The following is a 24,703-nucleotide window of genomic DNA, read 5'->3' as shown; positions in this document are numbered from 1 at the left end:
TGCGCCGTCGGCCGCGCGCGCCGCGCAGCATCGGTAGAAGCCAGGCCCTGCGCTGCGTGGCCGCGCGCGCCGCCCGACGCCTGATGGCCCAGGTCGCCGGTCGCAGACCTGGAGCATACCGCGCACGTCAGCGCCTGCCATCGCCGACCGTGCCGGATTTCGCACCGCGATCCGGGCGATTGGGGCCGCGCCGGCGGCCATTCGTCGCCCGGGGCTTTCGTCCGATCGCTTGCCGGCTATGCTCGCCGCGTCCCAACCCGACGAGTCGCCACCCGTGTCTGCCAGCGTCTTCCTGATCGTACGTATCGTGTTCGCCTGGGCCGCCGCATTGGTGGTGGCCGGGATCATGTGGGCGCAGCTGTTCGGTTCCACCGGCGCGTTCTTCGGGCTGATCTGCGTGGTGCTGCTGACACTGGCCCTGATGAGTGCGATCACCCACGTGCGGCGGGTGCGCCTGATTGCCGGGCGGCTGGATCACGACACCTTGTCGACCCGCCAGCGGCGCCAGATCGAAGTGCCGCTGGACGTGCAGGCCAGTTTCGCCGTGGTCGAAGAGGCCGTGCGCGTGCTGCCACGCGTACAGGACATCGAGTGCGCGCCCGGCAGCCTGCTGATCCGTGCCAAGGTGCGCCGCATCGACCCCTACGAAGGACGCCAGCCTTCGCGCTGGAACCTGTTCGCGCGCTTTGCGATCAAGTGCAACCAGGTGCTGGTGACGATCGCGCCGGGGCAGGGCACCAGCAGTGTCACCGTATTGTGCGAGCCCGATGCCGGCGCCTGGGTGGACCTGTTTGCGGTGGACGAAGGCAGCAATTACGAGAACGCCGAGGCGATCAATCGTGCGGTGGTGCGCCGGGTCGGCGAACAGCGTCGCGACGAGCAGGCCGCGGCCGAGCAATCGGTGATGGAAAAGGAGCTGGCCGTGGCCCGCCTGAATCTGCTGCATGCCCAGGTGGAGCCGCACTTTCTCTACAACACGCTGGCCAGCGCGCAGGTACTGGCACGCACCGACCCGCCGCGCGCCGACATCATGATCGGCCATCTGATCCAGTACCTGCGCAGCTCGCTGCCCAGCGCCGACGGGGCCATCTCCACCCTGGGCGAGGAACTCGAACGCACCCAGGCCTATCTGGAGATCCTGCGCATCCGCATGGGCACGCGGCTGGGCCTGCAGGTGGAAGTGCCGTACGAGCTGCGCGCACTGCAACTGCCGTCGATGATGCTGCAGACCCTGGTGGAGAACGCGATCAAGCACGGGCTGGAACCCAAGCCCGGCGGCGGCACGATATGGATCCTGGCGCGTCGCGTCGACGACCATGCCACGCTCACAGTGGCCGACGACGGCCAGGGCTTCAACGCCCACACGCAAGGTACCGGCATCGGCCTGAAGAACCTGCGCGAGCGCCTGCAGCTGATCTACGCCGGCAGGGCCAGCTTTGCCATCGTGTCCAATTTCCCCAGCGGTGTGGCCGCCACGATCAGCCTGCCGCTGCCGGCACAGATGCTGGCCACGCGCATGCCGCCGCCGTTGCCCGACGCGCACACCCATACCGCACAGGTGCAGGCATGAGCGCGCTGCGTGCGGTGATCGCCGAGGACGAAGCGTTGCTGCGGCAGTCCTTGTTCGCGCTGCTGGCCGAGGTGTGTCCTCAGCTGCAGATCGTGGGCGAATGCGAGGACGGCGCCAGCGCGCTGGAAACCATCGCCACCCAGCAACCGGATGTGGTGTTTCTGGATATCCGCATGCCCGGGCTGACCGGCATCGAGGTGGCGCGTGCGCTGCGCGAAGTCAGCCCGCGCACGCAGGTGGTGTTCGTCACCGCCTACGACCAGTACGCCATCGATGCGTTCGAACACGGCGCGGTGGACTACCTGCTCAAGCCGATCGGCCGCGAGCGCCTGCAGGCCACCTGGCAGCGCGTGCAACAGCGTGCCGCCGCCGGCCAGCCGGACGGCCAGCTGCTGGAGGCCTTGTTGCAGCGCCTGTCCGCGCGCCCTGCCGCCGCCGCCGCGCCACCGCTGGCCTGGCTCACCGCCAGCAGCGGGCGCGAAACGCGCCTGATCGCGCTGGACGAGGTGGCGTATTTCCAGGCAGATCAGAAATACACCACGGTGATGACCGCCGCCGGCGAGGCGATCCTGCGCACGCCGCTGCGCGAGTTGCTCGACGTGCTGGACCCGCAGGTGTTCAAGCAGATCCACCGCTCCACCATCGTCAACATGAAGGCGGTCGCCTCGGTGGTGCGCGAGGACACCGGCAAGGGCCGGCTGGCGCTGCGCGGGCGCAGCGAAACGCTCACTGTCAGCCAGCCCTTCATGACCCTGTTCCGCGGCATGTAATTCCCCCGATCGCATCGACTGAAAGGATTGCTGATATGCGCCTGATCGCCTCCCTCGTGTATTGCCTGCTGGCATTGGCCGGTTGCCACGACCGCAACGGCACCACCTCCATCACCCGCGCCACCAGCAATGGCCAGGACATGCTCTTCAGCAAGACGCTGGCCACTGCCACCGAGACCAAGGTGCATTGCCTGGCCAGCAGCAGCGGCCACTGCCATTACCTGATCTATGAAGAACACTGCGCCGCGCCGGCGGCTGCGTCGGCCACGCCGGCCTGCGCACGCAAGACCCTGGACAGCTTTGCGCTGGCGCCCGGGCAGATGCGCCAGGTGCGCGGCCTTCCGCGTCAGGCGCAGACCTGCGTGGATCGCACTGCACCAGGCGCCGATTGCCGCGGCTAGCAGCGACGGTTTCGCCGCTTGCCCAGACCGCATGCATGCCCCGCTCGCAAGCGCACTGGCGGGTGAGGGCGGCTTTCGGCAATGCCCGTGGGAGCGCAAACGGGCACATCCACACCGGCACTCGGTCAGCGGCGCAGGGATTCCGGACGGCGCAAGCCTGAATACGCACTGACGATCAGCGGCCGCTTCTGCGATCATTGCCGGCTTGTTGCCGGTTCACGGCGTCCTCACAGTCAGGCTCTCATGTCCGAACAATCGCTACGCCGCGACGTTGGCCCCTTCGCCCTCATGCTCACCGGCCTGGGCTCGATCATCGGTTCCGGCTGGCTGTTCGGCGCCTGGCGCGCTGCGGGGTTGGCTGGCCCCGGCGCGATCTGGGCCTGGATCCTGGGCGCGGCGATCATCACCACCATCGCGCTGTCCTACGCCGAACTGGGCGCGATGTTCCCCGAGTCCGGCGGCATGGTGCGCTACAGCCATTACTCGCACGGCTCGCTGGTGGGCTTCATCGCCGGCTGGGCCAACTGGATCGCGATCGTCTCGGTGATCCCGGTCGAGGCCGAGGCCTCGGTGCAGTACATGGCCTCCTGGCCGTGGGCCTGGGCGCAGGGCCTGTATGTGCAGGCACCCGGCGGAGCGGGGGAGTTGTCGGTGCCCGGCCTGCTGATCTCGGCGGTGCTGGTGCTGGTGTATTTCTTCCTCAACTTCTGGAGCGTCAAGCTGTTTGCGCGCTCCAATACCCTGATCACCGTGTTCAAGCTGGTGGTGCCGGCGGCGACCGGCGTGGCCCTGATCGCCAGCGGCTTCCACAGCGAGAACTTCAGCGTCGGCATCCACGGCGATGCGCATGTGCTCGACCTGGCCGCGGTGCTCACCGCGGTGGCCACCGCCGGCATCGTCTTTAGCTTCAACGGCTTCCAGAGCCCGGTGAACCTGGCCGGCGAGGCGCGCAACCCGGGCCGCAGCATCCCGTTCGCGGTGCTGGGTTCGATCGCGCTGGCCACGGTGGTCTACGTGATCCTGCAGGTGGCCTACATCGGCGCGGTGCCGCCGGACCTGCTGGCCAAGGCCGGCTGGCACGGCATCGACTTCCGTTCGCCGTTCGCCGAGCTGGCCATCATCGTCAACCTGCACTGGCTGGCGATGCTGCTGTACATCGATGCGTTCGTCAGCCCCAGCGGCACCGGCATCACCTATACCGCCACCACCGCGCGCATGGTCTACGGCATGGAAAAGAACGGCACCATGCCGTCGGTGCTGGGCAAGCTGCACCCGGTCTGGGGCGTGCCGCGCATGGCGATGTTCTTCAACCTGGCGGTGTCGTTCGTGTTCCTGTTCTTCTTCCGCGGCTGGGGCACGCTGGCGGCGGTGATCTCGGTGGCGACGATCATCTCCTACCTCACCGGCCCGATCAGCGCGATGGCGCTGCGTCGCCACGCACCGGAGCTGCATCGTCCGCTGCGCATCGCCGCGCTGCCGGTGCTGGCCGGCGTGGCCTTCGTGATGGCCACCGAGCTGCTGTACTGGGCGCGCTGGCCGCTGACCGGCGAGATCATCCTGCTGATGGTGGTGGCGCTGCCGGTGTACTGCTACTACCAGGCCAAGCAGGGCTGGCCGGATCTTGGCCGTAACCTCAAGGGCGCGGCCTGGATGATCTGCTACCTGCCGACCATCGCACTGCTGTCCTGGGCCGGCAGCAGCGACTTCGGCGGGCATGGCTATCTCAGCTACGGCACCGACCTGGCGGTGGTCGCGGTGGTCGGGGCGGTGTTCTACATCTGGGGCGTGCGCAGCGGTTGGCGCACGCCGTCGGTGGAGAAGGCCGTCGCGCAGGCCTAGGCGCCTGCTTGCTGACAACGGATCGACCGGGCGCCTGTCTGCGGGCGGCATGAACAACGAACGGCCGGTGCACTGCACCGGCCGTTCTTGTTGGTCGCCACGCACGCCATGATGCGCAGCGGCTGGCGCCGCCTGGCAGCGCCCGTCCTGGAGCGATCAGATAGCGGGCAGATCAATCCGTCTGCCTTCGCCCGGCGTTGCCGACACCTTGCGGCAGCCATCGCCTGCATCGCTTGACCGCTACGCCAGCGACCCTGCTGCGCTATGGGAATTGGTGTTGGCCACCAGCCGCGGCGCACCGTCGAAACGGTCCAGGTCGCGCAGCAATTCGGTGTAGCGGCGCAGCCGCCCCATCTCGCGCATGTTGACGATGTCCTCGTGGCGCAATTCGCGCCTGGAACTGACCTCCTGCTTGTAGCGCAGCACTTCCGGGTAGCGGCGTGTCATGTCCAGCGCGTCGGCCACGCACTCGACCGAGTCGGCATCCGGGGTCACCCGCGCGCGGCTGTTGAAGGCGCGCAACCACCGCTCGAAACCGGCGCTGTGGTCGAACAGGTCGGCGATGTACCACATGACGAACAGGATCGAGGCCCACGAGGTAAAGATGATCACCACGCGGCTGAAGGTGAGGTGGTAGTCGTTCTGCCACAGCTGATGGGTGATCACGCCCAGCAACACCAGCGAGATCGCCTGCCAGCCGATGATCGAGGCGATCACCCACTGTTTCTTGGCCACCTTGAGCAGATTGAGCTCCTGGTCGAGCTGGTCGTCGGTCTTCTCGCGCCAGTGCGCGACCTGCTCGTCGAAGGGGAGCCGATGGAGTGCGTTGTCCTGCAATAGCAGGCCCAAACCCTGGAACAAAGCGATCATGACAAGCTCCTGACGGATGGCTGGTACGAACGACTTGCTGCATCCGGCAACGCCGGTGCCCTGGAGCGACCGGGCAACGGCTGGCAATGCTGCAGGCCTGTGCGCGGACGGCCTAGTTCTAGCACTTTCGCTGTGCATGGCAATGCCTGCTGCGATCCGATGCGCGGCCAATCCTGAGTACCGGCGCACAAATCGCGGTATTCAGGCGCTTTGCAGCGTTTGCCGAACGACGGGAGCCGCCGTGCGTCGCCATTCTTGCTGCACTGCACACTCGCGTCTGCGTGAGTGCATCCGTAATCGAGGCGGGTGCGACCGGCGCGCAATCGATTCCGGCGTACAGATCGCGTGAGCGCCGCGCAAGCACCCATGCCGCGCAAGGTCAGGCGACGGGCGGGCAAGCACCCGTCGCGATGTCGATGCGCATGGGGACGCGCAGCGAACACAGGGCCGCCATTCACCAATCCCAACTCCCCAATCCCGGCCCCTCAGCGCCACGACGCGGCCTTGCAGCCGGCTCGGTATGCTTGCGCGCATGTCAGCCGTCCTGCGTACCCTTACCGCCCCTGCCGCCAGGCAGATCCATCGCTGGGTGCTGGGCGCGTTTCCGCGCGGCCAGAGCAGCATCGACTACGACCAGCCCCTCGGCGATCCCGGCATCTTCGGGCCCGACAGTGTCACCTGGCGGGTGCATTCGGAATTTCCCGGCATGCTGTCCGGCGGATTGTGCGCCCTGATGCTGCAACTGCTGCACCCACGCGCGCTGGCCGGGGTCTACGACCATTCCAACTTCCGCGCCGACCTGATCGGGCGGCTGCGGCGCACCACCAATTTCGTCGCCGGCACCACCTACGCCCCGCGCGCCGAGGCCGAGCAATTGATCGCCCGCGTGCGCAGCATCCATGCGCATGTCCACGGCCACACCGCCGACGGCCTGCCCTACGACGCCAACGACCCGCAGTTGCTGACCTGGGTGCACGTCACCGAGGCCTATGGTTTCCTGCAGGGCTGCCGACGTTATTGCCGCGACGTGCCGGTACGCATCGCCGACCGGTACTACGACGAAGCGCGACGTGTCGCCGAAGCGCTGGGCGCGGCCGATGTACCCGCCAGCGAGGCGCAGGTCGATGCGTATTTCGCCAGCGTGCGCGGGCAGTTGCGCATGGACACGCGCTCGCGCGAGGTGCTCGACATCCTGACCGGCATCCAGTTGCCGGTGCCGGCGGCCGGGCTGTCGCGCGGCGTATTCCTCGGTGCCGGGACCGCCTTGTTGCCCGGCTGGGCCAGCGACATGCTCGGCCGCACCACCACCCAGCGCGCACAGGCGCATGCGTCGGCGCGCTTGCTGCGCAGCCTGTCGCCCTTGTTCCGCACCGCGCTACGCGACGGACTGTCGGCACGCGCGTGCCGTCGCATGCAGCTGCCGCAGGCGATGTTGCTGGAGTGGCCAGTGGAGCGGTGAGCGCGCGTGCTTGTTCGGCATGCAGGGCGGTGTGTGACGCGGGGGATGGTGCGCCCTGTGGCCGTCCCCTCGCCCCAACCCCTCTCCCGAGAAGGTGAGGGGCCAGTGCGCTACCAGATCCGCACCCGCTGCGCGGGCGCCAGATACAACTGCTGGCCCGGCTGCACATCGAAGGCCGGATACCAGGCATCGAGGTTGCGCACGGTCTGCGTCCGGAAGCGCCCGGGGGCGTGCACGTCGGTGAGCACGGCATTGCGCAGCGCCGCGTCGCGGTACTTGCCGCGCCAGGCCTGCGCAAAGCCCAGGAAGAAGCGCTGGTCCGGGCTGAACCCGTCGATGGTCTGCGGCTGCTTGCCCTGCAGCGACAGCTGGTAGGCGTCGTAGGCAGTGGCCAGGCCGGCAACATCGGCGATGTTCTCGCCCAGCGTCAGCTTGCCGTTGACGCTCAGATCGTCGAACGGCTTGTAGGCGCTGAACTGCGCTGCGAGCGCATCGCCGGCGGCCGCGAATTTTTTCAGGTCCTGCGGCGTCCACCAGTTGTGCAGCTCGCCATGTTCGTCGAACTGCGCGCCCATGTTGTCGAAGCTGTGGCTGATCTCGTGGCCGATCACCGCGCCGATGGCGCCGTAGTTCACCGCGTCGTCGGCCGCCGGGTCGAAGAACGGCGGCTGCAGGATCGCCGCCGGAAACAGCAGGCGGTTTTCCAGCGGCACGTTCAGCGCGTTGACCTCCTGCGGCAGCAGGTACCACTCGCGGTGATCCACCGACTTGCCCAGCTTGGCCAGATTGCGCCGGTACTCGAACAGCTCCGAGCGCTGCACATTGCCCAGCGCATCGTCGCGGCGCACATCCAGCCCGCTGTAGTCGCGCCAGGTCTCCGGATAACCCACCGCCACGGTCAGCCCGGCGATCTTGGCCTTGGCATGCTGCTTGGTTTCCGGGCTCATCCACGCCAGCGCGTCGATGCGCTTGCCGAAGGCGGTGACGATGTTCCTGACCATCTCCTCGGCACGGGTCTTGGTCTGGGCGCTGACGTACTTGTGCACGTAACGCTCGCCCACCGCTTCGCCCAGGGCCGCGTTGGTGGCGTCGATGCCGCGTTTCCAGCGCTGGCGTTGCTGCGGCGTGCCTTCCAGTGTGGTGCCGTAGAACGCGAAGCGCTCGTCGGCAAAGGCCTTGGACAGATACGGCGAGGCGCGGTCCAGGGCACGAAAGCTCAGGTAATCCTTCCAGGCCTGCAGCGGTTCGGAGCGCACCAGCGCCGACAACCCGGTCACCGCACCGGGCTGCCAGACGATGAAATCCTGCTGTGCCTTCAGGCCGGCCGCTTCGAAGAACGGCGCCCAATCCAGGCCAGGCGCATTACGCGCGAAATCGGCCTGTTTCCAGGCATTGGCGCCGGCCTGCACGTCGTTGGTCTGTTCGGCGGTGGCGTGCACGCGTGCCATCGCGGTTTCCAGGGCCAGGATGCGCTCGGCCCTGGCCGCCGCATCGGCGATGCCGGCCAGTTCCAGCAGCTTGACGATGTGCGCGCGGTAGGCCTCGCGCATCTGCGTCATGCGTCCGTCGTCCAGATAGAAGCTGCGGTCCGGCATGCCCAGGCCGCCCTGCACCAGGTACGGCACGTAGCGGCCGGGGTGATGCAGGTCCTGCGAGATCCACAGGCCGAACAGCCGGTCGGTATAGAAGTTGGTGGAGTTGAGCAGATCCACGTCGGCGCGCAGCTGGCCGCCCAGGGTGCGCGCCAGCGCCTGTTTGTCGTCCAGCTGCGCGATCGCGTCCAGTTCCGGCTGTACCGGGCGCACGCCCTTGGCCTCGATCCCGGCTTCATCCATGTAGGCGGCGTAGTAGTCGCCGATCTGCTTGTCTTCGCCGGTGACGCGGTCGTTGGCGGCGGCGCCTTCGATGATGTCGCGGCTGTGCTGCTCGGTCTCGATCGCGATGCTGACGAAGCTGTTGAAGCTGGAGCGGTCGTCCGGAATCCGGGTGGTCTTGACCCAGTTGCCGCCGGCATAGCTGAAGAAGTCGTCGCCTGCGGCCACGCTGCGATCCATGCCCGCCGCATCGAAACCGAAATCGCCCAGCTTGGGCGTGGTGGGCGTGGGCTTGGCATGCGCCGTCGTTGCCGGCGAGGCGCCATCGCGGTGGCACGCGGCAGTGCTCAGCAAGGCCGCCGACAGGGCAGCGATCAGGACGGGACGGTGCAAAGGAGCCATGCGCGTGCAACTCGGAAACGAAAAACAGGCATACCAGTGTAAATTGCCGCCGTCGCCACGTCCCGACGCGCGGGCAGCGCGCGGCCGGCACCGCGGCCCTGCGGACACGCGCGGTTCAGCGCCGGCGCTGGTACCAGAAGCCCAGCGCATCGCGGGTCTGCAGCATGCCTCGCCCACGCCACAGGAAGCGCAGCAGCAGGCCCAGGTGCTCGCGCTTGGAAAAGCTGCGCAGCTTGCGGTCGGAGGTGTGCACGGTCTGGCGCAGGATCGCGAACCGCCCGCAGCGCGCCAGCGCGCGGCTCAAGGCCACGTCTTCGCCGGCGTAGTAACGCGTATCGAAGCCGCCGGCGCTGACGAATGCGGCGCGCGTGCAGAACAGGAAGCAGCCCGGTGCGATGCCGCCGACACGAAACAACCAACCGAACAGCGCCTGTACCGCGCGCTCGAACCACACGCGCCTGCCCTGCAGGTGCACCTGCGCGCCACCGCCGACCGCACCGGCATCCAGCGCCGCCAGCGCGGCGCCGAGCACCTGCGGGTTGACCAGCGTATCGGCGTCCAGGAACAGCAGGCGATCGCCTTGCGCCTGCTGCGCGCCGGCGTTGCGGGTGGCGGCGATATGGCGCAATTGCACCTCCAGCACCTGTGCACCGGCCGCGCGCGCGATGGCGGCGGTGGCGTCCTCGCAGGCATCGGCCACCACGACCACCTCGTAGTCCAGCTGCAGGGCCTGCGCACAGGCGTGCAGGCACTGCAGCGTCTGGCCGATCAGCGCAGCCTCGTCATGGGCGGGGATCACGAAGGACAGCATGGCAGGACGCGGCACTCGGATGGCGGTGAGGCCCAGTGTGCGAGCCATGCCGGTGCGATGGCGTGAGCGCACGCCATCGCCGGGCCACCGCGGCGGCGTGCGCTTCCACGCGTACCGCTCAGCGGCTGAGCGCGCCCATCATCGCTTCCGGATACCGCGTCCCGGACGCGGCCTGCTGCGGGAAGATCGCATCGATGCGTGCGAGCTCGTCCGGCATCAGCGCCACGTCGAGCGCGCCGAGGTTTTCTTCCAGGTAGGCCAGCCGCTTGGTGCCCGGGATCGGCACCAGGTCCTGGCCCTGCGCCAACACCCAGGCCAGCGCCAGTTGCCCCGGCGTGATGCCCTTGTCGGCGGCGATCGCCTTGACCTGCTCCACCAGTTGCAGGTTGCGGCTGAAGTTCTCGCCCTGGAAACGCGGCGAATGGCGACGGTAATCGTCGGCCTCGAAGTCGTCCGGGGACGCGAAGGCGCCAGTCAGGAAACCGCGGCCCAGCGGCGAATACGGAACGAAGCCGATCCCCAGCTCGCGCACGGTGTCGAAGACCCCATTGTCCTCGGGCTCGCGCGACCACAGCGAATACTCGGTCTGCACCGCGGTGATGGGATGCACCGCATGCGCGCGGCGGATGGTGGCTGCGGCGGCTTCCGACAGCCCGAGGAAACGCACCTTGCCTTGTTCGACCAGGCGCGACATCGCGCCCACGGTGTCTTCGATCGGCACGTTGGGGTCCACGCGGTGCTGGTAGTACAGGTCGATATGCTCCACGCCCAGGCGGCGCAGGCTGGCTTCGCAGGCCGCCTGCACATAGCCCGGGCTGCCGTCGATGCCGCGCACCGACGGGTCGGCGGGATCGAGCTTGATGCCGAACTTGGTGGCCAGGAACACCTCGTGCCGGCGCGCGGCGATGGCCTTGCCGACCAGGATTTCATTGGTGTGCGGGCCGTACATGTCGGCGGTGTCGAGCAGGCTGACGCCGCGATCGAGGGCGCGGTGGATCACCGCGATCGAGCCGGCCTCGTCGCTGCGATTGCCGTAGAACGCGCTCATGCCCATGCAGCCGAGGCCGAGCGCAGAGACGGTGGGGCCGGAACGGCCAAGCGTGCGGGTTTGCATGGTGGAGAAAAACTCCGTGCGGCGAAAACGTCAGGGGAGGATGCGGCGGCGCGCGTTAGCACGATGTGGCCCGTACGACGACGCGCGACAGGGCAGGCGTTCGGCGGCACATCACGCACACCGGACGCGCGCTGCGACTCGACGCAAGCCCCGCACATGGAAGCAGGCCAGGGGCCCACCGCCATGCACGGGTGTGGTTACGCGGGCGCCAGCAGCGGCCGGTTCAGCCCTTGAGCTTGCCGGCGAATTCGGCCACGCGCTTGCCGAGCAGCCTGGCGGTTTCCAGATCGCCGCTGCGCGGCGCTTCTTCCGGCGAGGCATCGGAGGGCGAGATCGCCAGCGCGCCTGCCGAGCCGGCAGTCCAGTTGATGTCCTGCGGACCGTGCGCCTTGGTGTTGGCCGGCAGCAGGCCGGTACCGACCCAGACCTGGCCGTGCTGCTGCGACAAGGTCCAGAAATACTGGATGGTGGCGTACTTGTCGCCGTTCACCGAGGCCGAGTTGGTGAAGCCGGCGGCGATCTTGTCCTTCCAGGCCTGCGCAAACCACGGCTTGGAGCTGGCATCGGCAAACTTCTTGAACTGCCACGCCGGCCCGCCCATGTAGGTGGGGCTGCCGTAGATGATGGCGTCGGCGGCGCCGATCGCCTCCCAGGCGTCGTCGGGCAGGTTGCCGTCCTGGTCGATGCGGTACAGCGTGGCCTCGCCGACACTGGCGGCACCGGCATGCACGGCTTCGGCCAGCTTGACGGTATGGCCGTAGCCGCTGAAATAGATGATGGCAATCTTGCTCATGGGCAATCCTGTGGGTCGAGGGGACCCGGATTGTGGGCACACATGCGGTGTCAGGTTAATGACCATCGACGGGACGTACTGTTGCCGGGCTCGTCAGCGCCCGCCAGCGCCCATGCGCTCGACCAGGTAATCGATGAAGCTGCGGACCTTCGGGGCCAGGTGGCTGCGGCTGGTATAGACGGCAAAGATGCCGATCTCCCCCAGTGCGTACTGCGGAAGGATGCGCACCAGCCGGCCGGTGGCCAGATGCTCGTCGGCCAGGAAGTCCGGCTGGATCGCGATGCCCAGCCCGGCCAGCGCCGCCGCGCTCAGCACATGCCCGTTGTTGGCGCGCAGGTTGCCGTGGAGGCGGACGTCGCTATCGCCATCGGGCCCATGGAAGCGCACCTCGTCGCCGTTGGGCGAGTAGTGGTACAGCAGGCAGTCGTGGCCGGCCAGGTCGGACGGATGCGTCGGGGTGCCGGCGCGGGCCAGGTAGGCCGGCGCCGCACAGGGCACCAGGCGCACCGTGCCCAGGCGCCGGGCGATCAGGGTCGGCGCCGGCTGGCGGGTGATGCGGATGGCCACATCGAAGCCTTCCTCGACCATGTCCACCAGCCGGTCCGACAGCGACAGGTCCAGTTCCACCTGCGGGTAGCGCGCGCAGAAGTCCGGCAGCAGCGCGGCCAGGCGCTCGATGCCATAACTTACCGGCGCGTTGACGCGCAGCACCCCGGCCGGCTCCAGCGCCTGCGCGCCGACCGTGGCCTCCAGATCGTCCAGGTCGGCCAGCAGTTGCAGGCAGCGCTGGTAGTACGCGGTGCCGGCACTGGTCAGGCTGACCCGCCGGGTGGTGCGGTTGAGCAGGCGGGTGCCCAGCCGTTGCTCGAGCGCGGCGACCTGCCGGGTCACGCTGGCGGTGGAGCGGTCCAGCGCATCGGCGGCGGCGCTGAAGCCGTTGCGTTCGGCCACTGCTGCGAACACGCGCATCGCATCGAGGGTGTCCATCGGTATCCGATTGTTGCTTCGAGTGCAATAAATTATCCGAAGTGAAGCTATTTATCAGGAATTTGTAGGTAATAGGCTGTGCAGGTCCTCACTGGAGTCCGTCCAATGTCCACGTCCCTCGCTTCTCCGCGTACCGCTGCCTATGGCGCGGCCTTGCTGCGCATCAGCCTGGGCGCGCTGTTCCTGGCGCATGGCCTGACCAAGTTGCTGGTGTTCACCCCGGCCGGCACCGTGGCCTATTTCCAGTCGCTCGGCCTGCCGGGCGCGCTGGCCTACCTCACCATTGCGCTGGAACTCGGCCTGGGCCTGTCCCTGCTGCTGGGCATCTACGCACGCTGGGTCGGGCTGCTGGGCGTGCCGCTGCTGCTGGGCACCATCGTCAGCGTGCATGGCGGCAACGGCTTCGGCTTCTCCAATCCGGGCGGCGGCTGGGAATACCCGGCGCTGTGGGCGGTGTTGCTGGTCGTGCAATCGCTGCTTGGCGAAGGCGCGTGGGCGCTGAAGCCGGCGCGTCGAGGCTGATGCTCGTTCTTCCTAGGAGTGCGCCATGACCCGTTTGCCTTCCCTGTACATCTCGCACGGTTCGCCGATGACCGCCCTGCAGCCGGGGCAGGTCGGCGAGCGCCTGGCCGAGCTGGCGCAGACCTTGCCGCGGCCGCGCGCGATCGTGGTGGCGTCCGCGCACTGGCTGGGCCGCCGCCCGCTGGTCAGCGGCGCGCTGCAGCCGCCGACCATCCATGACTTCGGCGGTTTCCCGGCACCGCTGTACGAGCTGGAGTATCCCGCACCCGGCGAGCCGGCGCTGGCGCAGCAGATCGTGCGCCGGCTGGAGCAGGCCGGCCTGCACCCGCACCTGGACCCGCAGCGCGGCTTCGATCACGGCGTGTGGGTGCCGCTGCGGCTGCTGTATCCGGCCGCCGACATCCCGGTGGTGTCGGTGTCGATCCAGCCCGAGCTGGGACCGGCGCACCAGTTTGCGGTTGGCCGCGCGCTGGCGCCGCTACGCGAGGATGGCGTGCTGGTGATCGGCTCCGGCAGCATCACCCATAACCTGCACGACTTCCGCCACGGCTACAGCGCCGAGCGCGAGGCGCCGTATGTGCGGCCCTTCATCGAATGGATCGAGCGCACGCTGGACCAGGACGACATCGCCGCGCTGCTGGACTATCGCCGGCAGGCGCCGCACGCCGCGCGGGCGCATCCCACCGACGAGCACCTGCTGCCGCTGTACGTGGCAATGGGCGCGGCCGGCGGGGACCGGCTCGGCGCACGGCGCATCGATGCCGGCATCGATGCGGGGTTTCTGGCGATGGACATCTACCGGTTCGATGGCGATCCCCATGCTGATCGCGCGCCTGCGGGCCCGGTCGCCGCCTGAGCCGCGCTCGCCGCGGCTCAGGCGGCATGGTGCCGGCAGCGCAGCGCTCTGAAGCATTCACGATGACGCGCGCTGCAGTCTCACAGGCTGAGACTGCAGCGCGACATGCTGCTTGCGTGAAAATCCTCGACAAACTCGCAGTACTGGCCGATGCAGCCAAATACGACGCGTCCTGCGCCTCCAGTGGCGCGAACAAGCGCAATTCGCTCGGGACCGGCGGGGTCGGCAGCACCGAGGGCATGGGGATCTGCCACTCGTACACGCCCGATGGCCGCTGCGTGTCGCTGTTGAAGATCCTGCTCACCAACTTCTGCGTGTTCGATTGCGCGTATTGCGTCAACCGCGTGTCCAGCAACGTGCGCCGCGCGCGCTTCACGCCGGAAGAAGTGGTCACGCTGACGCTGGACTTCTACAAGCGCAACTACATCGAAGGCCTGTTCCTGTCCAGCGGCATCATCCGCAACTCCGACTACACGATGGAGCAGCTGGTGGAAGTGGCGCGGCAGCTGCGCGAGGTGCATCACTTCGCCGGCTACATCCACCTCAAGACCATCCCCGATGCCACGCCGGAATTGCTGGCCGCCGCCGGCCGCTACGCCGACCGCCTGAGCATCAACGTGGAGCTGCCGACCGAGCAGGGATTGACGCTGCTGGCGCCGGAAAAAAGCGTCGGCGGCATCCGTTCGGCCATGGGCGAGTTGCGCTGGCGCATCGAGGAAAACCAGCTGGAGCGCAAGGCCGAGAAAGTCCGCCGCGCCAAGCCGCCACGGTTTGCGCCGGCCGGGCAGAGCACGCAGATGATCGTCGGCGCCGACGATGCCAACGACCGCAGCATCCTGGACACCAGCCACAATCTCTATGGCAATTACCGGATGCGCCGGGTGTATTACTCGGCCTTCAGCCCGATCCCGGATGCCTCATCCAAACTGCCGTTGCAGGCGCCGCCGCTGCAGCGCGAGCACCGGCTGTATCAGGCCGACTGGCTGCTGCGCTTCTACGAATTCAGCGTGGAGGAAATCGCGCCAACCCAGTCCAGCGGCATGCTCGATCTGGACGTGGACCCGAAGCTGGCCTGGGCGCTGCGCAATCCCGAGCGCTTTCCGGTGGACCTGAACGTGGCGCCGCGCGAGATGCTGTTGCGGGTGCCGGGCCTGGGCACCCGCAATGTGGAGCGCCTGTTGTTGTCGCGCCGGCATGCGCGCCTGCGGGTGGGCGATCTGGCGCGGTTGCGCGTGCCGATGAAGAAGCTGCTGCCGTTCGTGAGTGTGCTGGATCATCATCCGCGCCAGCGCCTGGACGATCCGGTGCGCTTGCGCGCGCAACTGGCGCCGGCGCCCAGGCAGGCGAGTCTGTTCGATTGACGCCGCAGCCCTCCGCCAGCGTTCGGCCCATCGCCGCTTCCACTGGCTTGTCCCCTGTTGCCGGCCAAGGCGCCCGAAGGGCGGATAAGGATGGCATCGAGCGCAAGGGCGCCACCGCGCGCCAGTGCTTGCCCAGGAACATGACGCTGTTGCCACTCCCCAATCCCTCAATCCCCAGTCCCGACCACCACGATGTTCAACGCTGACGTTGAGCCGGCGTGGAGCCTTGACGCCTGGCGTGCATTGGCGCGGGCGGGGTGGTGCGCGCAGGTGGAGCCGGACTCCATTGCGTGGAATGGCGGAGCGCAGGGCGGCCTGTTGATGGGACAGGGGCTGCTGGATCTGCCGGCGGTGGTTGCGCCACCGCGGGTGTCGGCCGCGTTCCTGCAGATGGCGGGGGCGGTGCTGTGTCATCGCGACCCGCAGCGCCATGCGGTGCTGTACCGCTTGTTGTGGCGGGTGGCGAGCGGCGAGCGCGCGCTGCTGGAGCGGGCCACCGATGTCGATGTGCATCGGGTGACGCAGTGGCAAAAGGCGGTGCAGCGCGATACGCACAAGATGAAGGCGTTCGTGCGCTTTCGGCGGTTGCCGGTGGAAGAGGAAGACTTCGTGGCGTGGTTCGAGCCCGAGCACTGGATCGTGGACCGGGTGGCGCCGTTCTTCGCGCGCCGCTTTGCCGGCATGCGCTGGGCCATCCTCACCCCGTATCGCAGCGTGCGCTGGGATGGCGAGGCGTTGACGTTCGGCGAGGGCGCCGTGCGCACCCAGGTGCCGGCCGACGATGCGCAGGAGACGCTCTGGCGCACCTATTACGCGCATATCTTCAATCCGGCGCGGCTCAACCCGACCATGATGCGGCAGGAAATGCCGCAGAAATACTGGAAGAACCTGCCCGAGGCGAGCCTGTTGCCGGAACTGATCCGCGAAGCCGGCGTGCGCGTGCGCGAGATGGCCGAGCGTGCGCCCGAACCGGTGCGGCGGCGGGTGCCGGTGGCGCCGGCGCCGATCCCGGAAGTGACCACGCAAAGCCTGGCGCAGTTGCGCGTGGCCGCGCGCGATTGCCGGCGCTGCGCGTTATGGCAACCGGCAACGCAGACGGTGTTCGGCGAAGGGCCGAGCGACGCCTCGGTGATGGTGATCGGCGAGCAGCCCGGCGACGAGGAGGATCTGAGCGGGCGTCCGTTCGTCGGGCCGGCCGGACGTCTGTTCAACAGGGCACTGGACGAGATCGGTCTCGATCGCGCCACGGTCTACGTGACCAATGCGGTCAAGCATTTCCGTTTCGAGCAACGCGGCAAGCGGCGTCTGCATCGCAGCCCCGAGCGCACGCATGTGCAGGCCTGCAGCGGCTGGTTGCAGGCCGAGCGCGCGCAGCTGCGTCCGGCACAGATCGTCTGCCTGGGGGCGACCGCCGCACAGGCGGTGCTGGGAAACAGCTTCCGCTTGATGCAGCAGCGTGGCCAGTGGCTGCGGCTGGACGACGGCACGCCGGTGCTGACCACCGTGCACCCCTCATGGGTCTTGCGGCAGGGCTCGGAGACCGCGCGCGAGGACGGCTACCGCGGATTTGTCGCCGACCTGCGCCAGTTGCTGGATGCACCGGACGCGGCAGACCGCGCGGCCCGGACATAAAAAATGCGCGTACAAATGCACGCGCACGGTGTCGGAGAATGATGACACCAAGTGGACCACTGGCGGGCCAGTGATCCTCACCGCCGCTTCGCGGTGTGGTGGCGCCACCTGGAGGCTGTTTCCAGGCGGCGCGGATGCAACACTGCAACAGCGTCTGCAGCTTGTCCTGTGCAGCCGATGCGCTGGCGTTGTGGTGCACCGCCAGCGCGGCCAGCCACGTCACGCCGGTGCGACCAACAGGGCTGCGGCATGGCCGCCAGGCAGGCGTGGTCGGTATTCGACATCGGCATGTACCGTCCGCACCTGCCGGTTTCGAGCACGTGGTCCGCGCCTACCGGAGTGCTTGCGACAATTCGGTCGCTCCGGACGGCGCTGGCTCGCGCAACAAAGTCGTCGCCGACCCACCGACGGAACCTGGCAGCGTTCCGCCGATGGACCCCATCGCGCATGCGACTGACGTTGCGTCGCGCCGCACGCTGCGCTTACGGCATCAACACCTTGTCGACCACATGGATCACGCCATTGCTCTGCATGACATCGGCAATGGTGACGTTGGCGGTGTTGCCCTTGGCGTCGGTGAGGGTGACCTTCTTGCCGTTGAGCTTTGCGGTCAGCGCCTCGCCCTGCACGGTGGTCAGCGTGGTGCTGCCGCCGCCGGCCTTGATCTTGGCGATCAACGAGGCAGCGTCGAGCTTGCCCGGGACCACGTGGTAGGTCAGCACCTTGGTCAGCGTGGGCCTGGATTCGGGCTTGAGCAGGGTGTCCACCGTACCGGCCGGCAGTGCGGCAAATGCGGCATTGGTCGGGGCGAACACGGTGAACGGGCCCGGGCCCTTCAGCGTGTCGACCAGGCCGGCGGCCTTGACTGCGGCGACCAGCGTGGTGTGGTCCTTGGAGTTGACGGCGTTGTCGACGATGTCCCTGGTCACCAGCATCGGCGCGCCGCCGACGGTGGGATTCGATGCGGCGTAGGCGGGCGCCATTGCGCTGGTCAGGGCAATGGCGGTGGCAACGGCAAGCGACTGCAATGAGGTCTTCATGAGGCATCGATCCTTTGGGTGGGCGACTGCCTGGATGGCAATCGTGTGCTCAGATACGCGGGGAGATGCAGCGTGGATGCATCACGCGGTCTTTACACCGCCTGCCCGGTACGGCATCGCTCGGCAGCGGCATGAAGGGACCATCGACGCCGCCTGTTGCGGCCGCTGCAGGCAGGCGGCCACTGCGCGCAAGGCGCGTTCGTGGCATTCATGCGGCAAGAGCGCCCGCGATGGCGTCCGGCCATGGCCTCGTTCCGTTGGCGGCAGCGCAACCGCTGACCGTCGCGCCAAGCGGTGGGCGTGGGCAAGGCATCAGCGCACTATCGGGGGGCGCCGTCCATTCGCTGGCGTATCCGACACTGTCGGTCGAGACCGACCGGCAACGGGTGTGGTCTCCAGGTACTCGTGGCGCATCTGCCGCGATCGCGGGCAAGCCGGGCGAGGTGGTGCAAAGGTTTCATCGCCGGGTGCAAACCGGTATGTTTCCGTTGGCGCGTGATGGTGCGTTGCACCCTGCGATGCCGCACGCGCACTGTTTCTCCTTCCGGGTTTTCCATGCATTCGATCGATGTCGTCCTCGCCATGTTGCTGGCGGTCGCGGCCAGCGGTTATCTGATCCGCATCCTGCCGTTCTCCTTGCCCCTGCCGTTGGTCCAGATAGCGCTTGGCGCGGTGGTCTCGGGTGTGTTCGATGCCGGGCATGAGCTGGAACCGGAGCTGTTCTTCCTGCTGTTCCTGCCGCCGCTGCTGTTTCTGGATGGCTGGCGCATTCCCAAACAAGGCCTGTTCCGCGACAAGGCGGCCATCCTCGAGCTGGCGCTGGGGCTGGTGGTGTTCACCGTGATCGGCGCGGGCCTGCTGATCCATTGGCTGATCCCGGCGATGCCGCTGGCGGTGGCCTTCGCGCTGGCGGCGATCATCTCGCCGACCGATCCGGTGGCGGTGTCCTCGATCGCCTCCAAGGTGCCGATTCCCAAGCGGCTGATGCACATCCTGGAAGGCGAGTCGCTGCTCAACGACGCCTCCGGGCTGGTGTGCTTCCAGTTTGCGGTGGCCGCAGTGCTGACCGGCAGCTTCTCGATCGCCACCGCCTCGCTGACCTTCCTGTGGGTGGCCTTGGCCGGGCTGGCGCTGGGCGTGGCCACCACCTTCGGCCTGAGCCGCATCCAGGCCTGGATCTGGCGCCACTTCGGCGAGGAGCCGGGGTCGGCGATCCTGGTCAACCTGCTGACCCCGTTCGCGGCGTATCTGCTGGCCGAGGCCTTTCATGCCTCCGGCATCCTGGCCGCAGTGGCGGCCGGGGTCACCATGAGCTACGTGGAAATGGCCGGCAACGCGCCGGGCAACATGCGGCTGCAGCGCTCGGCGGTGTGGGACACGGTGCAGTTCACCTTCAACGGCATCATCTTCGTGCTGCTGGGCGAGCAGTTGCCGGGCATCCTGGACGGGGCGGTGCGCAGCGTGCAGGAAGCCGGGCACCTCAATCCGTGGTGGCTGGCGGTGTACGTGGCCACCATCAGCGCCAGCCTGATGGCGCTGCGCTTCGTATGGGTATTCCTGTCGCTGCGCTGGAACATCTTCAAGGCACAGCGGCGCGGCGAGCAGCATGTCAGCCCGCCGTGGCGCATCGTGGTGGCGGTGTCGCTGGCCGGCGTGCGTGGCGCGATCACCCTGGCCGGCGTGCTCACGCTGCCATTGATGCTGGAAGACGGCTCGCCGTTTCCTGCGCGCCAGCTGGCGATCTTCCTGGCCGCCTCGGTGATCCTGGTGTCGTTGCTGGTGGCCAGCGTGGCCTTGCCGCGGCTGCTGCGCGGGCTGGAGCTGCCCGAAGAGGAAGACGAGCAGCTCAAGGAAGACCTGGCGGTGAAGGCCGCCTCGCAGGCCGCGCTGGAAGCGGTGGAGAAACTGCGCCAGCGCCTGGTGGAGGACAGCCGGCATGCCGAGCGCTACAACGCCGCCGCCAACCAGGTCAGCCAGCGCTATCAACGCAAGCTCGGTGCGGTGGACATGGCCGAGACCGATCCGGAAGAGGCCGGCGCCTACGAACAGGCGCTGCGCCAGTTCCGCCATGCCGCGCTGGTGGCCGAGCGCAACGAGCTGTTCAAGCTGGCCAGGCGCCGCGAGATTTCCGACGACCTGTCGCGCCGGCTGGTGCGCAACCTGGATCTGATCGAGTCGCGCAAGCGCGCTTGAGCGCGCTGGCGCGCGCGGGAATCGGGAATCGGGAATCGGGAATCGCAAAGGCGACGATGTGCAGTTGCGGTCGCGTAGGAGCGCGCTTGCGCGCGATGGGGCCTTCCCGATACGCATCATGGCGCAGCGGCTCGGGAAGAGTGAAGCGCAACGACCAGCACCGTCGTAGGAGCGCACCTGGGCGCGACAGGCCGTACCGATAACGCCTCCCGCGCCCAGGTGCGCTCCTACAGCTGCGCATGCCGGCGTGTTCGGGCGGCGCAGCCGCAGATCTTGTCCGGTGCCCAGGCACGCACCAGGCAAATCGCGCGTCGGGAGACACCATCCCACCAGACCCCCTCCCATCGTCACGGCACGCGGCCTACCCTGTGGCGCTTATCGTTGCCATGCACAGCCCATGACGCCCATCGTTTCCATCCAGGGATTGAGCAAGACCTACGCCGGCGGTTTCCAGGCGCTGAAACAGGTGGACCTTGAGATCCAGCGCGGCGAAATCTTCGCGCTGCTCGGTCCCAACGGCGCCGGCAAGACCACGCTGATCAGCATCATCTGCGGGCTGATCAACCCCAGCACCGGCACCGTGCTGGCCGACGGCCACGACATCGTGCGCGACTACCGCGCCGCACGTGCCAGCATCGGCCTGGTGCCGCAGGAGCTGGCCACCGACGCATTCGAAACCGTGTGGGCCACCGTGCGCTTCAGCCGCGGCCTGTTCGGCAAGCCGGCCAATGCGGCGTATCTGGAAACGGTGCTGCGCGAACTTTCGCTGTGGGACAAGCGCCACAACAAGATTTCCACGCTGTCCGGCGGCATGAAGCGGCGCGTGCTGATCGCCAAGGCGCTGGCGCACGAGCCGCGCATCCTGTTCCTGGACGAACCCACCGCCGGCGTGGACGTGGAGCTGCGTCACGACATGTGGCAGATGGTGCGGCGGCTGCGCGAGCAGGGCACCACGGTGATCCTGACCACCCACTACATCGAGGAAGCCGAAGACATGGCCGACCGGGTCGGGGTGATCAACCGCGGCGAGCTGGTGCTGGTGGAAGACAAGCACACGCTGATGCGCAAGCTCGGCAAGAAGCAGCTCACGCTGAGCCTGCAGGCGCCGTTGCAGGCCATCCCGGCCGCGCTGGGCGACCTGCCGCTGGAACTGTCGGCCGATCGCAACAGCCTGGTCTACACCTTCGACACCCAGGCCGAGCAGACCGGCATCGGCGCATTGCTGCGTCGGCTAAACGAGCAGGGCATCGACTTCAAGGACCTGCATTCCAGCGAAAGTTCGCTGGAGGAGATCTTCGTCAACCTGGTGCATGGCGCCCGCAACGGGGAGGTGCGCGCATGAACCTGCATGCGATCGGTGCGATCTACCGTTTCGAAATGGCGCGCGCCTTCCGCACGCTGACCCAGTCGATCGCCTCGCCGGTGTTGTCGACCTCGCTGTATTTCGTGGTGTTCGGCGCGGCGATCGGCTCGCGCATGGGCGACATCGACGGCATCAGCTACGGCGCCTTCATCATCCCCGGGCTGGTGATGCTGTCGCTGCTCAACGAGAGCATTTCCAATGCCTCGTTCGGCATCTACATGCCGCGCTGGGCCGGCACCATCTACGAGGTGTTGTCGGCGCCGGTGGCGTGGTGGGAGATCGTGATCGGCTATGTGGGCGCGGCGGCGACCAAGTCGGTGCTGCTCGGCTTGCTGATCCTGCTCACCGCGCGGCTGTTCGTGCCGTATGAGATCGCCCATCCGCTATGGATGCTGGGCTTCCTGGTGCTCACCGCGCTGACCTTCAGCCTGTTCGGTTTCATCATCGGCATCTGGGCCGACGGCTTCGAGAAGCTGCAGGTGATCCCGCTGATGGTGGTGACGCCGCTGACCTTCCTCGGCGGCAGTTTCTACTCGATCAACATGCTGCCGCCGCTGTGGCAGAAGGTCACCCTGTTCAATCCGGTGGTGTACCTGATCAGCGGGTTCCGCTGGAGTTTCTACGGCAAGGCCGACGTGCACATCGCAGTGAGCACCGGCATGACCTTCCTGTTCCTGCTGGTGTGCCTGGGCGTGGTGGAGGCGATCTTCCGCAGCGGTTACCGGCTCAAGGCCTGAGACGTGGATGCGGTGGTCTTGTCGGCCGCATCCTGGTGGATGCCGTCGGACGTCCAGGTCAAACGCGTCGGACGTCCAGATCAAACGCTGAGTGCGCGCTGCCCTCACCGCTTGCGGGACACGCCGTGAACCCATCCCTGGGGACCGTGTGGCGGCATCCATGCCGCACACGGTCCCGCAACCGGCGAGGACGCCGCACCAGACAGTTGGTCGGCGCTCTGTTGAAAAGCTGTCTGTCGTGCGGCGTGCATCTGACGTGGAGCCGATGCTCCATGACCGAACGAGGCGCATCCAGCACGGCTCTTCCATGCACACCGACCATCTCGACGGATCCTTGCCTGCCCACCGTCGCGGGACCTTACGCGGCATGGATGCCACGCAAGCGCTTACAAGAACGTGCTTGCAGCGTGTCCCGCGCGGGTGGGTGGGCAAGGGCTCTNCACCGTCGCGGGACCTTACGCGGCATGGATGCCACGCAAGCGCTTACAAGAACGTGCTTGCAGCGTGTCCCGCGCGGGTGGGTGGGCAAGGGCTCTGCAGCAAACTCGCCGCTCAGCAGCTCTGCGATGGAACAGCGTGAGGTAGTTCGGTCAGCCGCGCTTACTCGGCAGCAGCCTTGGCGTCGTCCTTGGTGTCCAGGAAGTAGGCCACCACCTCGCCCTTGATCTTCATGGTCATCGGGTTGCCGCGACGGTCGCGGGCCTTGCCGACCTGCACCTTGATCCAGCCTTCGCTGACCGAATACTCCTCCACGTTGTCGCGTTCGACACCGTTGAAGCGCACGCCGACGCCGCGGCCGAGCGCATCGGCGTTGTGGAACGGGCTGCGTGCATCGATGGCCAGATGATCGGGAGGGGTATCGCTCATGGGAAAGGCGTCATGGCGGCCGGGATGGCCGTCTTCGGCCGCACAGGATACGGGCCCGCGCCGCGAAGATCAGCCCCGGCGCTGCGTGCGCACGTGCCGGGCGGTTTGCGTGCGCGCCGCCAGGCCTCCACACTTCACGCCTGCATTCCTGAGAACCCTGACCGCCATGCCCGACAACAGCGCCGATTACGAAGACGACGAAGGCCTGCAGCCCGAGGGCGACGAAGACGATGTCGACGACCACCCGGCGCGGGTGTGGAACCTGCTGGTGCTGATCAATCCCGGCGACGAAGACACCGCCCTGGGCCAGTTCGATACCTGGCGCGAGGCGCAGGCCGACCTGGACGACGACGAGGGCGACGATGCCTGGTTGTGGGCCTTGAAGGATGCGATCGACTGGCGCTCGGGTTTTTTCGTGGACTGGAAGGACACCGACGCGTTCATTGCCGCCATCGACGAACTCAGCGCGCGCTGGAACCTGCGCATCGACTGGGGCGGCGACCTGGATGACGAGGAATTCTCCCAGGACCTCAGTGTGCCGGACCTGATGGCGGTGGCCTTCGATCGGCTGCGCGAACACGGCTACTCGCTGTGGAACTGGAACACCGGCGGCGACGCCTATGCCGGCTGGATCGCGCTCAGCCGCGACGACGACGCCATGCTGGCGCTGACCTCGTTGCTGGGAGTCGAGGTGCGGCTGGGGAACGAGGCGTTCTGAGGGCCGGGAGCGGGGAGTGGGGGAGTGGGGGAGTGGGGATGCGTAGCAGCGGTCTCCAGGTGTATGGATCTGGCAGGCATTGTCTGCAGCCAGGCGACTGCCCCGTAGGAGCGCGCTTGCGCGCGATCGGGCGTTACCGGGACAGCCCCTCGCGCGCAGGCGCGCTCCTACAAAAGGCGTGCCNCGACTGCCCCGTAGGAGCGCGCTTGCGCGCGATCGGGCGTTACCGGGACAGCCCCTCGCGCGCAGGCGCGCTCCTACAAAAGGCGTGCCGTCATGGTGCAGAGGCATGCCGTCATCGTGGGGCGCTGGGGTTGCGCGCCTCCAGGCCAGGACACATGCACGACCCACCGACTGCCCCGTAGGAGCGCGCTTGCGCGCGATCGGGCGTTACCGGGACAGCCCCTCGCGCNCGACTGCCCCGTAGGAGCGCGCTTGCGCGCGATCGGGCGTTACCGGGACAGCCCCTCGCGCGCAGGCGCGCTCCTACAAAAGGCGTGCCCTCATGGTGCAGAGGCATGCCGTCATCGTGGGGCGCTGTGGTTGCGCGTCTCCAGGCCAGGACACATGCACGACCCACCGAC

The 24,703-nt window shown here is 67.7% G+C and carries 21 protein-coding genes; 13 read left to right on the top strand and 8 right to left on the bottom strand.

All coding sequences use genetic code 11. The features are described 5' to 3' along the window. The first annotated feature begins 274 nt into the window (after nt 1-274). The 4 genes from C0541_RS18135 to C0541_RS18120 all read left to right on the top strand — a co-directional run bounded on the left by C0541_RS18135 (nt 275) and on the right by C0541_RS18120 (nt 4,580). Nucleotides 275-1,570, top strand: a complete 1,296-nt coding sequence (locus C0541_RS18135; protein ID WP_115051146.1) for a sensor histidine kinase — start codon at nt 275-277, stop codon at nt 1,568-1,570. Continuing rightward, nucleotides 1,567-2,340, top strand: a complete 774-nt coding sequence (locus C0541_RS18130) for a LytR/AlgR family response regulator transcription factor (protein ID WP_115050726.1) — start codon at nt 1,567-1,569, stop codon at nt 2,338-2,340. The genes C0541_RS18135 and C0541_RS18130 overlap by 4 nt, the downstream gene beginning before the upstream one ends. A gap of 35 nt (nt 2,341-2,375) precedes the next feature. Next, nucleotides 2,376-2,741: a hypothetical protein gene (locus C0541_RS18125; protein WP_115050724.1), complete on the top strand. Its 366-nt coding sequence runs from the start codon at nt 2,376-2,378 to the stop codon at nt 2,739-2,741. A 243-nt stretch (nt 2,742-2,984) separates the two neighbouring features. After that, nucleotides 2,985-4,580 (top strand): APC family permease, encoded by a 1,596-nt coding sequence (locus tag C0541_RS18120; RefSeq protein ID WP_115050722.1) that lies wholly within the window; start codon nt 2,985-2,987, stop codon nt 4,578-4,580. Nucleotides 4,581-4,820: 240 nt separating this feature from the next. Here the strand turns inward: C0541_RS18120 and C0541_RS18115 are convergent, their stop codons facing one another. Next, nucleotides 4,821-5,450, bottom strand: coding sequence for a hypothetical protein (locus tag C0541_RS18115; RefSeq protein ID WP_238601364.1), 630 nt, complete (start codon nt 5,448-5,450; stop codon nt 4,821-4,823). A 532-nt stretch (nt 5,451-5,982) separates the two neighbouring features. Between C0541_RS18115 and C0541_RS18110 the strand changes: the two genes are divergently transcribed. Beyond that, nucleotides 5,983-6,909: an oxygenase MpaB family protein gene (locus C0541_RS18110; protein WP_115051145.1), complete on the top strand. Its 927-nt coding sequence runs from the start codon at nt 5,983-5,985 to the stop codon at nt 6,907-6,909. Nucleotides 6,910-7,019: 110 nt separating this feature from the next. Here the strand turns inward: C0541_RS18110 and C0541_RS18105 are convergent, their stop codons facing one another. The 5 genes from C0541_RS18105 to C0541_RS18085 all read right to left on the bottom strand — a co-directional run bounded on the left by C0541_RS18105 (nt 7,020) and on the right by C0541_RS18085 (nt 12,830). Next, a complete protein-coding gene (locus C0541_RS18105) occupies nt 7,020-9,089 on the bottom strand; it encodes a M13 family metallopeptidase (RefSeq protein WP_161960184.1) in 2,070 nt (689 codons plus the stop codon). Nucleotides 9,090-9,240: 151 nt separating this feature from the next. Next, complete coding sequence (locus tag C0541_RS18100; protein WP_115050716.1) at nt 9,241-9,936, bottom strand: glycosyltransferase; 696 nt, start codon at nt 9,934-9,936, stop codon at nt 9,241-9,243. Between the two features lie 118 nt (nt 9,937-10,054). Continuing rightward, on the bottom strand, nt 10,055-11,050 hold the full coding sequence (locus tag C0541_RS18095) for an aldo/keto reductase (RefSeq protein ID WP_115050714.1): 996 nt from the start codon (nt 11,048-11,050) through the stop codon (nt 10,055-10,057). 223 nt (nt 11,051-11,273) lie between these two features. After that, nucleotides 11,274-11,843, bottom strand: a complete 570-nt coding sequence (locus C0541_RS18090) for a flavodoxin family protein (RefSeq protein ID WP_115050712.1) — start codon at nt 11,841-11,843, stop codon at nt 11,274-11,276. Between the two features lie 93 nt (nt 11,844-11,936). Beyond that, a complete protein-coding gene (locus tag C0541_RS18085; protein WP_115050710.1) occupies nt 11,937-12,830 on the bottom strand; it encodes a LysR family transcriptional regulator in 894 nt (297 codons plus the stop codon). A gap of 105 nt (nt 12,831-12,935) precedes the next feature. Here C0541_RS18085 and C0541_RS18080 point away from each other — a divergent pair, with 105 nt between their 5' ends. From C0541_RS18080 to C0541_RS18065, 4 genes are all read left to right on the top strand, one after another. Next, nucleotides 12,936-13,352, top strand: a complete 417-nt coding sequence (locus C0541_RS18080) for a DoxX family protein (protein WP_115050708.1) — start codon at nt 12,936-12,938, stop codon at nt 13,350-13,352. Nucleotides 13,353-13,377: 25 nt separating this feature from the next. Further along, nucleotides 13,378-14,208, top strand: a complete 831-nt coding sequence (locus tag C0541_RS18075; protein WP_115050706.1) for a DODA-type extradiol aromatic ring-opening family dioxygenase — start codon at nt 13,378-13,380, stop codon at nt 14,206-14,208. Nucleotides 14,209-14,324: 116 nt separating this feature from the next. Beyond that, the gene (locus C0541_RS18070) at nt 14,325-15,569 is read left to right on the top strand and encodes a putative DNA modification/repair radical SAM protein (protein WP_115050704.1); all 1,245 of its coding nucleotides are present in this window, start codon (nt 14,325-14,327) and stop codon (nt 15,567-15,569) included. A 192-nt stretch (nt 15,570-15,761) separates the two neighbouring features. Further along, entirely contained in the window at nt 15,762-17,201 is a 1,440-nt protein-coding gene (locus C0541_RS18065; RefSeq protein ID WP_115050702.1) for a UdgX family uracil-DNA binding protein, read from the top strand. A gap of 482 nt (nt 17,202-17,683) precedes the next feature. On the opposite strand, the gene C0541_RS18060 is transcribed toward C0541_RS18065, so the two are convergent. Continuing rightward, nucleotides 17,684-18,241, bottom strand: coding sequence for a fasciclin domain-containing protein (locus C0541_RS18060; protein WP_161960148.1), 558 nt, complete (start codon nt 18,239-18,241; stop codon nt 17,684-17,686). 555 nt (nt 18,242-18,796) lie between these two features. On the opposite strand from C0541_RS18060, the gene C0541_RS18055 reads away from it, so the two are divergent. The 3 genes from C0541_RS18055 (at nt 18,797) to C0541_RS18045 (ending at nt 22,534) form a co-directional block, all read left to right on the top strand. Then, nucleotides 18,797-20,434, top strand: a complete 1,638-nt coding sequence (locus C0541_RS18055) for a Na+/H+ antiporter (RefSeq protein ID WP_115050700.1) — start codon at nt 18,797-18,799, stop codon at nt 20,432-20,434. 397 nt (nt 20,435-20,831) lie between these two features. Then, complete coding sequence (locus tag C0541_RS18050) at nt 20,832-21,776, top strand: ABC transporter ATP-binding protein (protein ID WP_115050698.1); 945 nt, start codon at nt 20,832-20,834, stop codon at nt 21,774-21,776. After that, nucleotides 21,773-22,534, top strand: a complete 762-nt coding sequence (locus C0541_RS18045; RefSeq protein ID WP_115050695.1) for an ABC transporter permease — start codon at nt 21,773-21,775, stop codon at nt 22,532-22,534. The genes C0541_RS18050 and C0541_RS18045 overlap by 4 nt, the downstream gene beginning before the upstream one ends. Nucleotides 22,535-23,134: 600 nt before the next feature. Here the strand turns inward: C0541_RS18045 and C0541_RS18035 are convergent. After that, nucleotides 23,135-23,401 (bottom strand): DUF3297 family protein, encoded by a 267-nt coding sequence (locus C0541_RS18035; protein WP_115050692.1) that lies wholly within the window; start codon nt 23,399-23,401, stop codon nt 23,135-23,137. 166 nt (nt 23,402-23,567) lie between these two features. Here C0541_RS18035 and C0541_RS18030 point away from each other — a divergent pair, with 166 nt between their 5' ends. Next, complete coding sequence (locus tag C0541_RS18030; RefSeq protein WP_115050690.1) at nt 23,568-24,119, top strand: DUF6630 family protein; 552 nt, start codon at nt 23,568-23,570, stop codon at nt 24,117-24,119. Nucleotides 24,120-24,703: the final 584 nt, after the last annotated feature.

This window comes from Xanthomonas arboricola, from assembly GCF_003353015.1.
Classification (GTDB): domain Bacteria; phylum Pseudomonadota; class Gammaproteobacteria; order Xanthomonadales; family Xanthomonadaceae; genus Xanthomonas; species Xanthomonas arboricola_E.
This window is presented reverse-complemented; position numbering and strand designations above follow the sequence as displayed.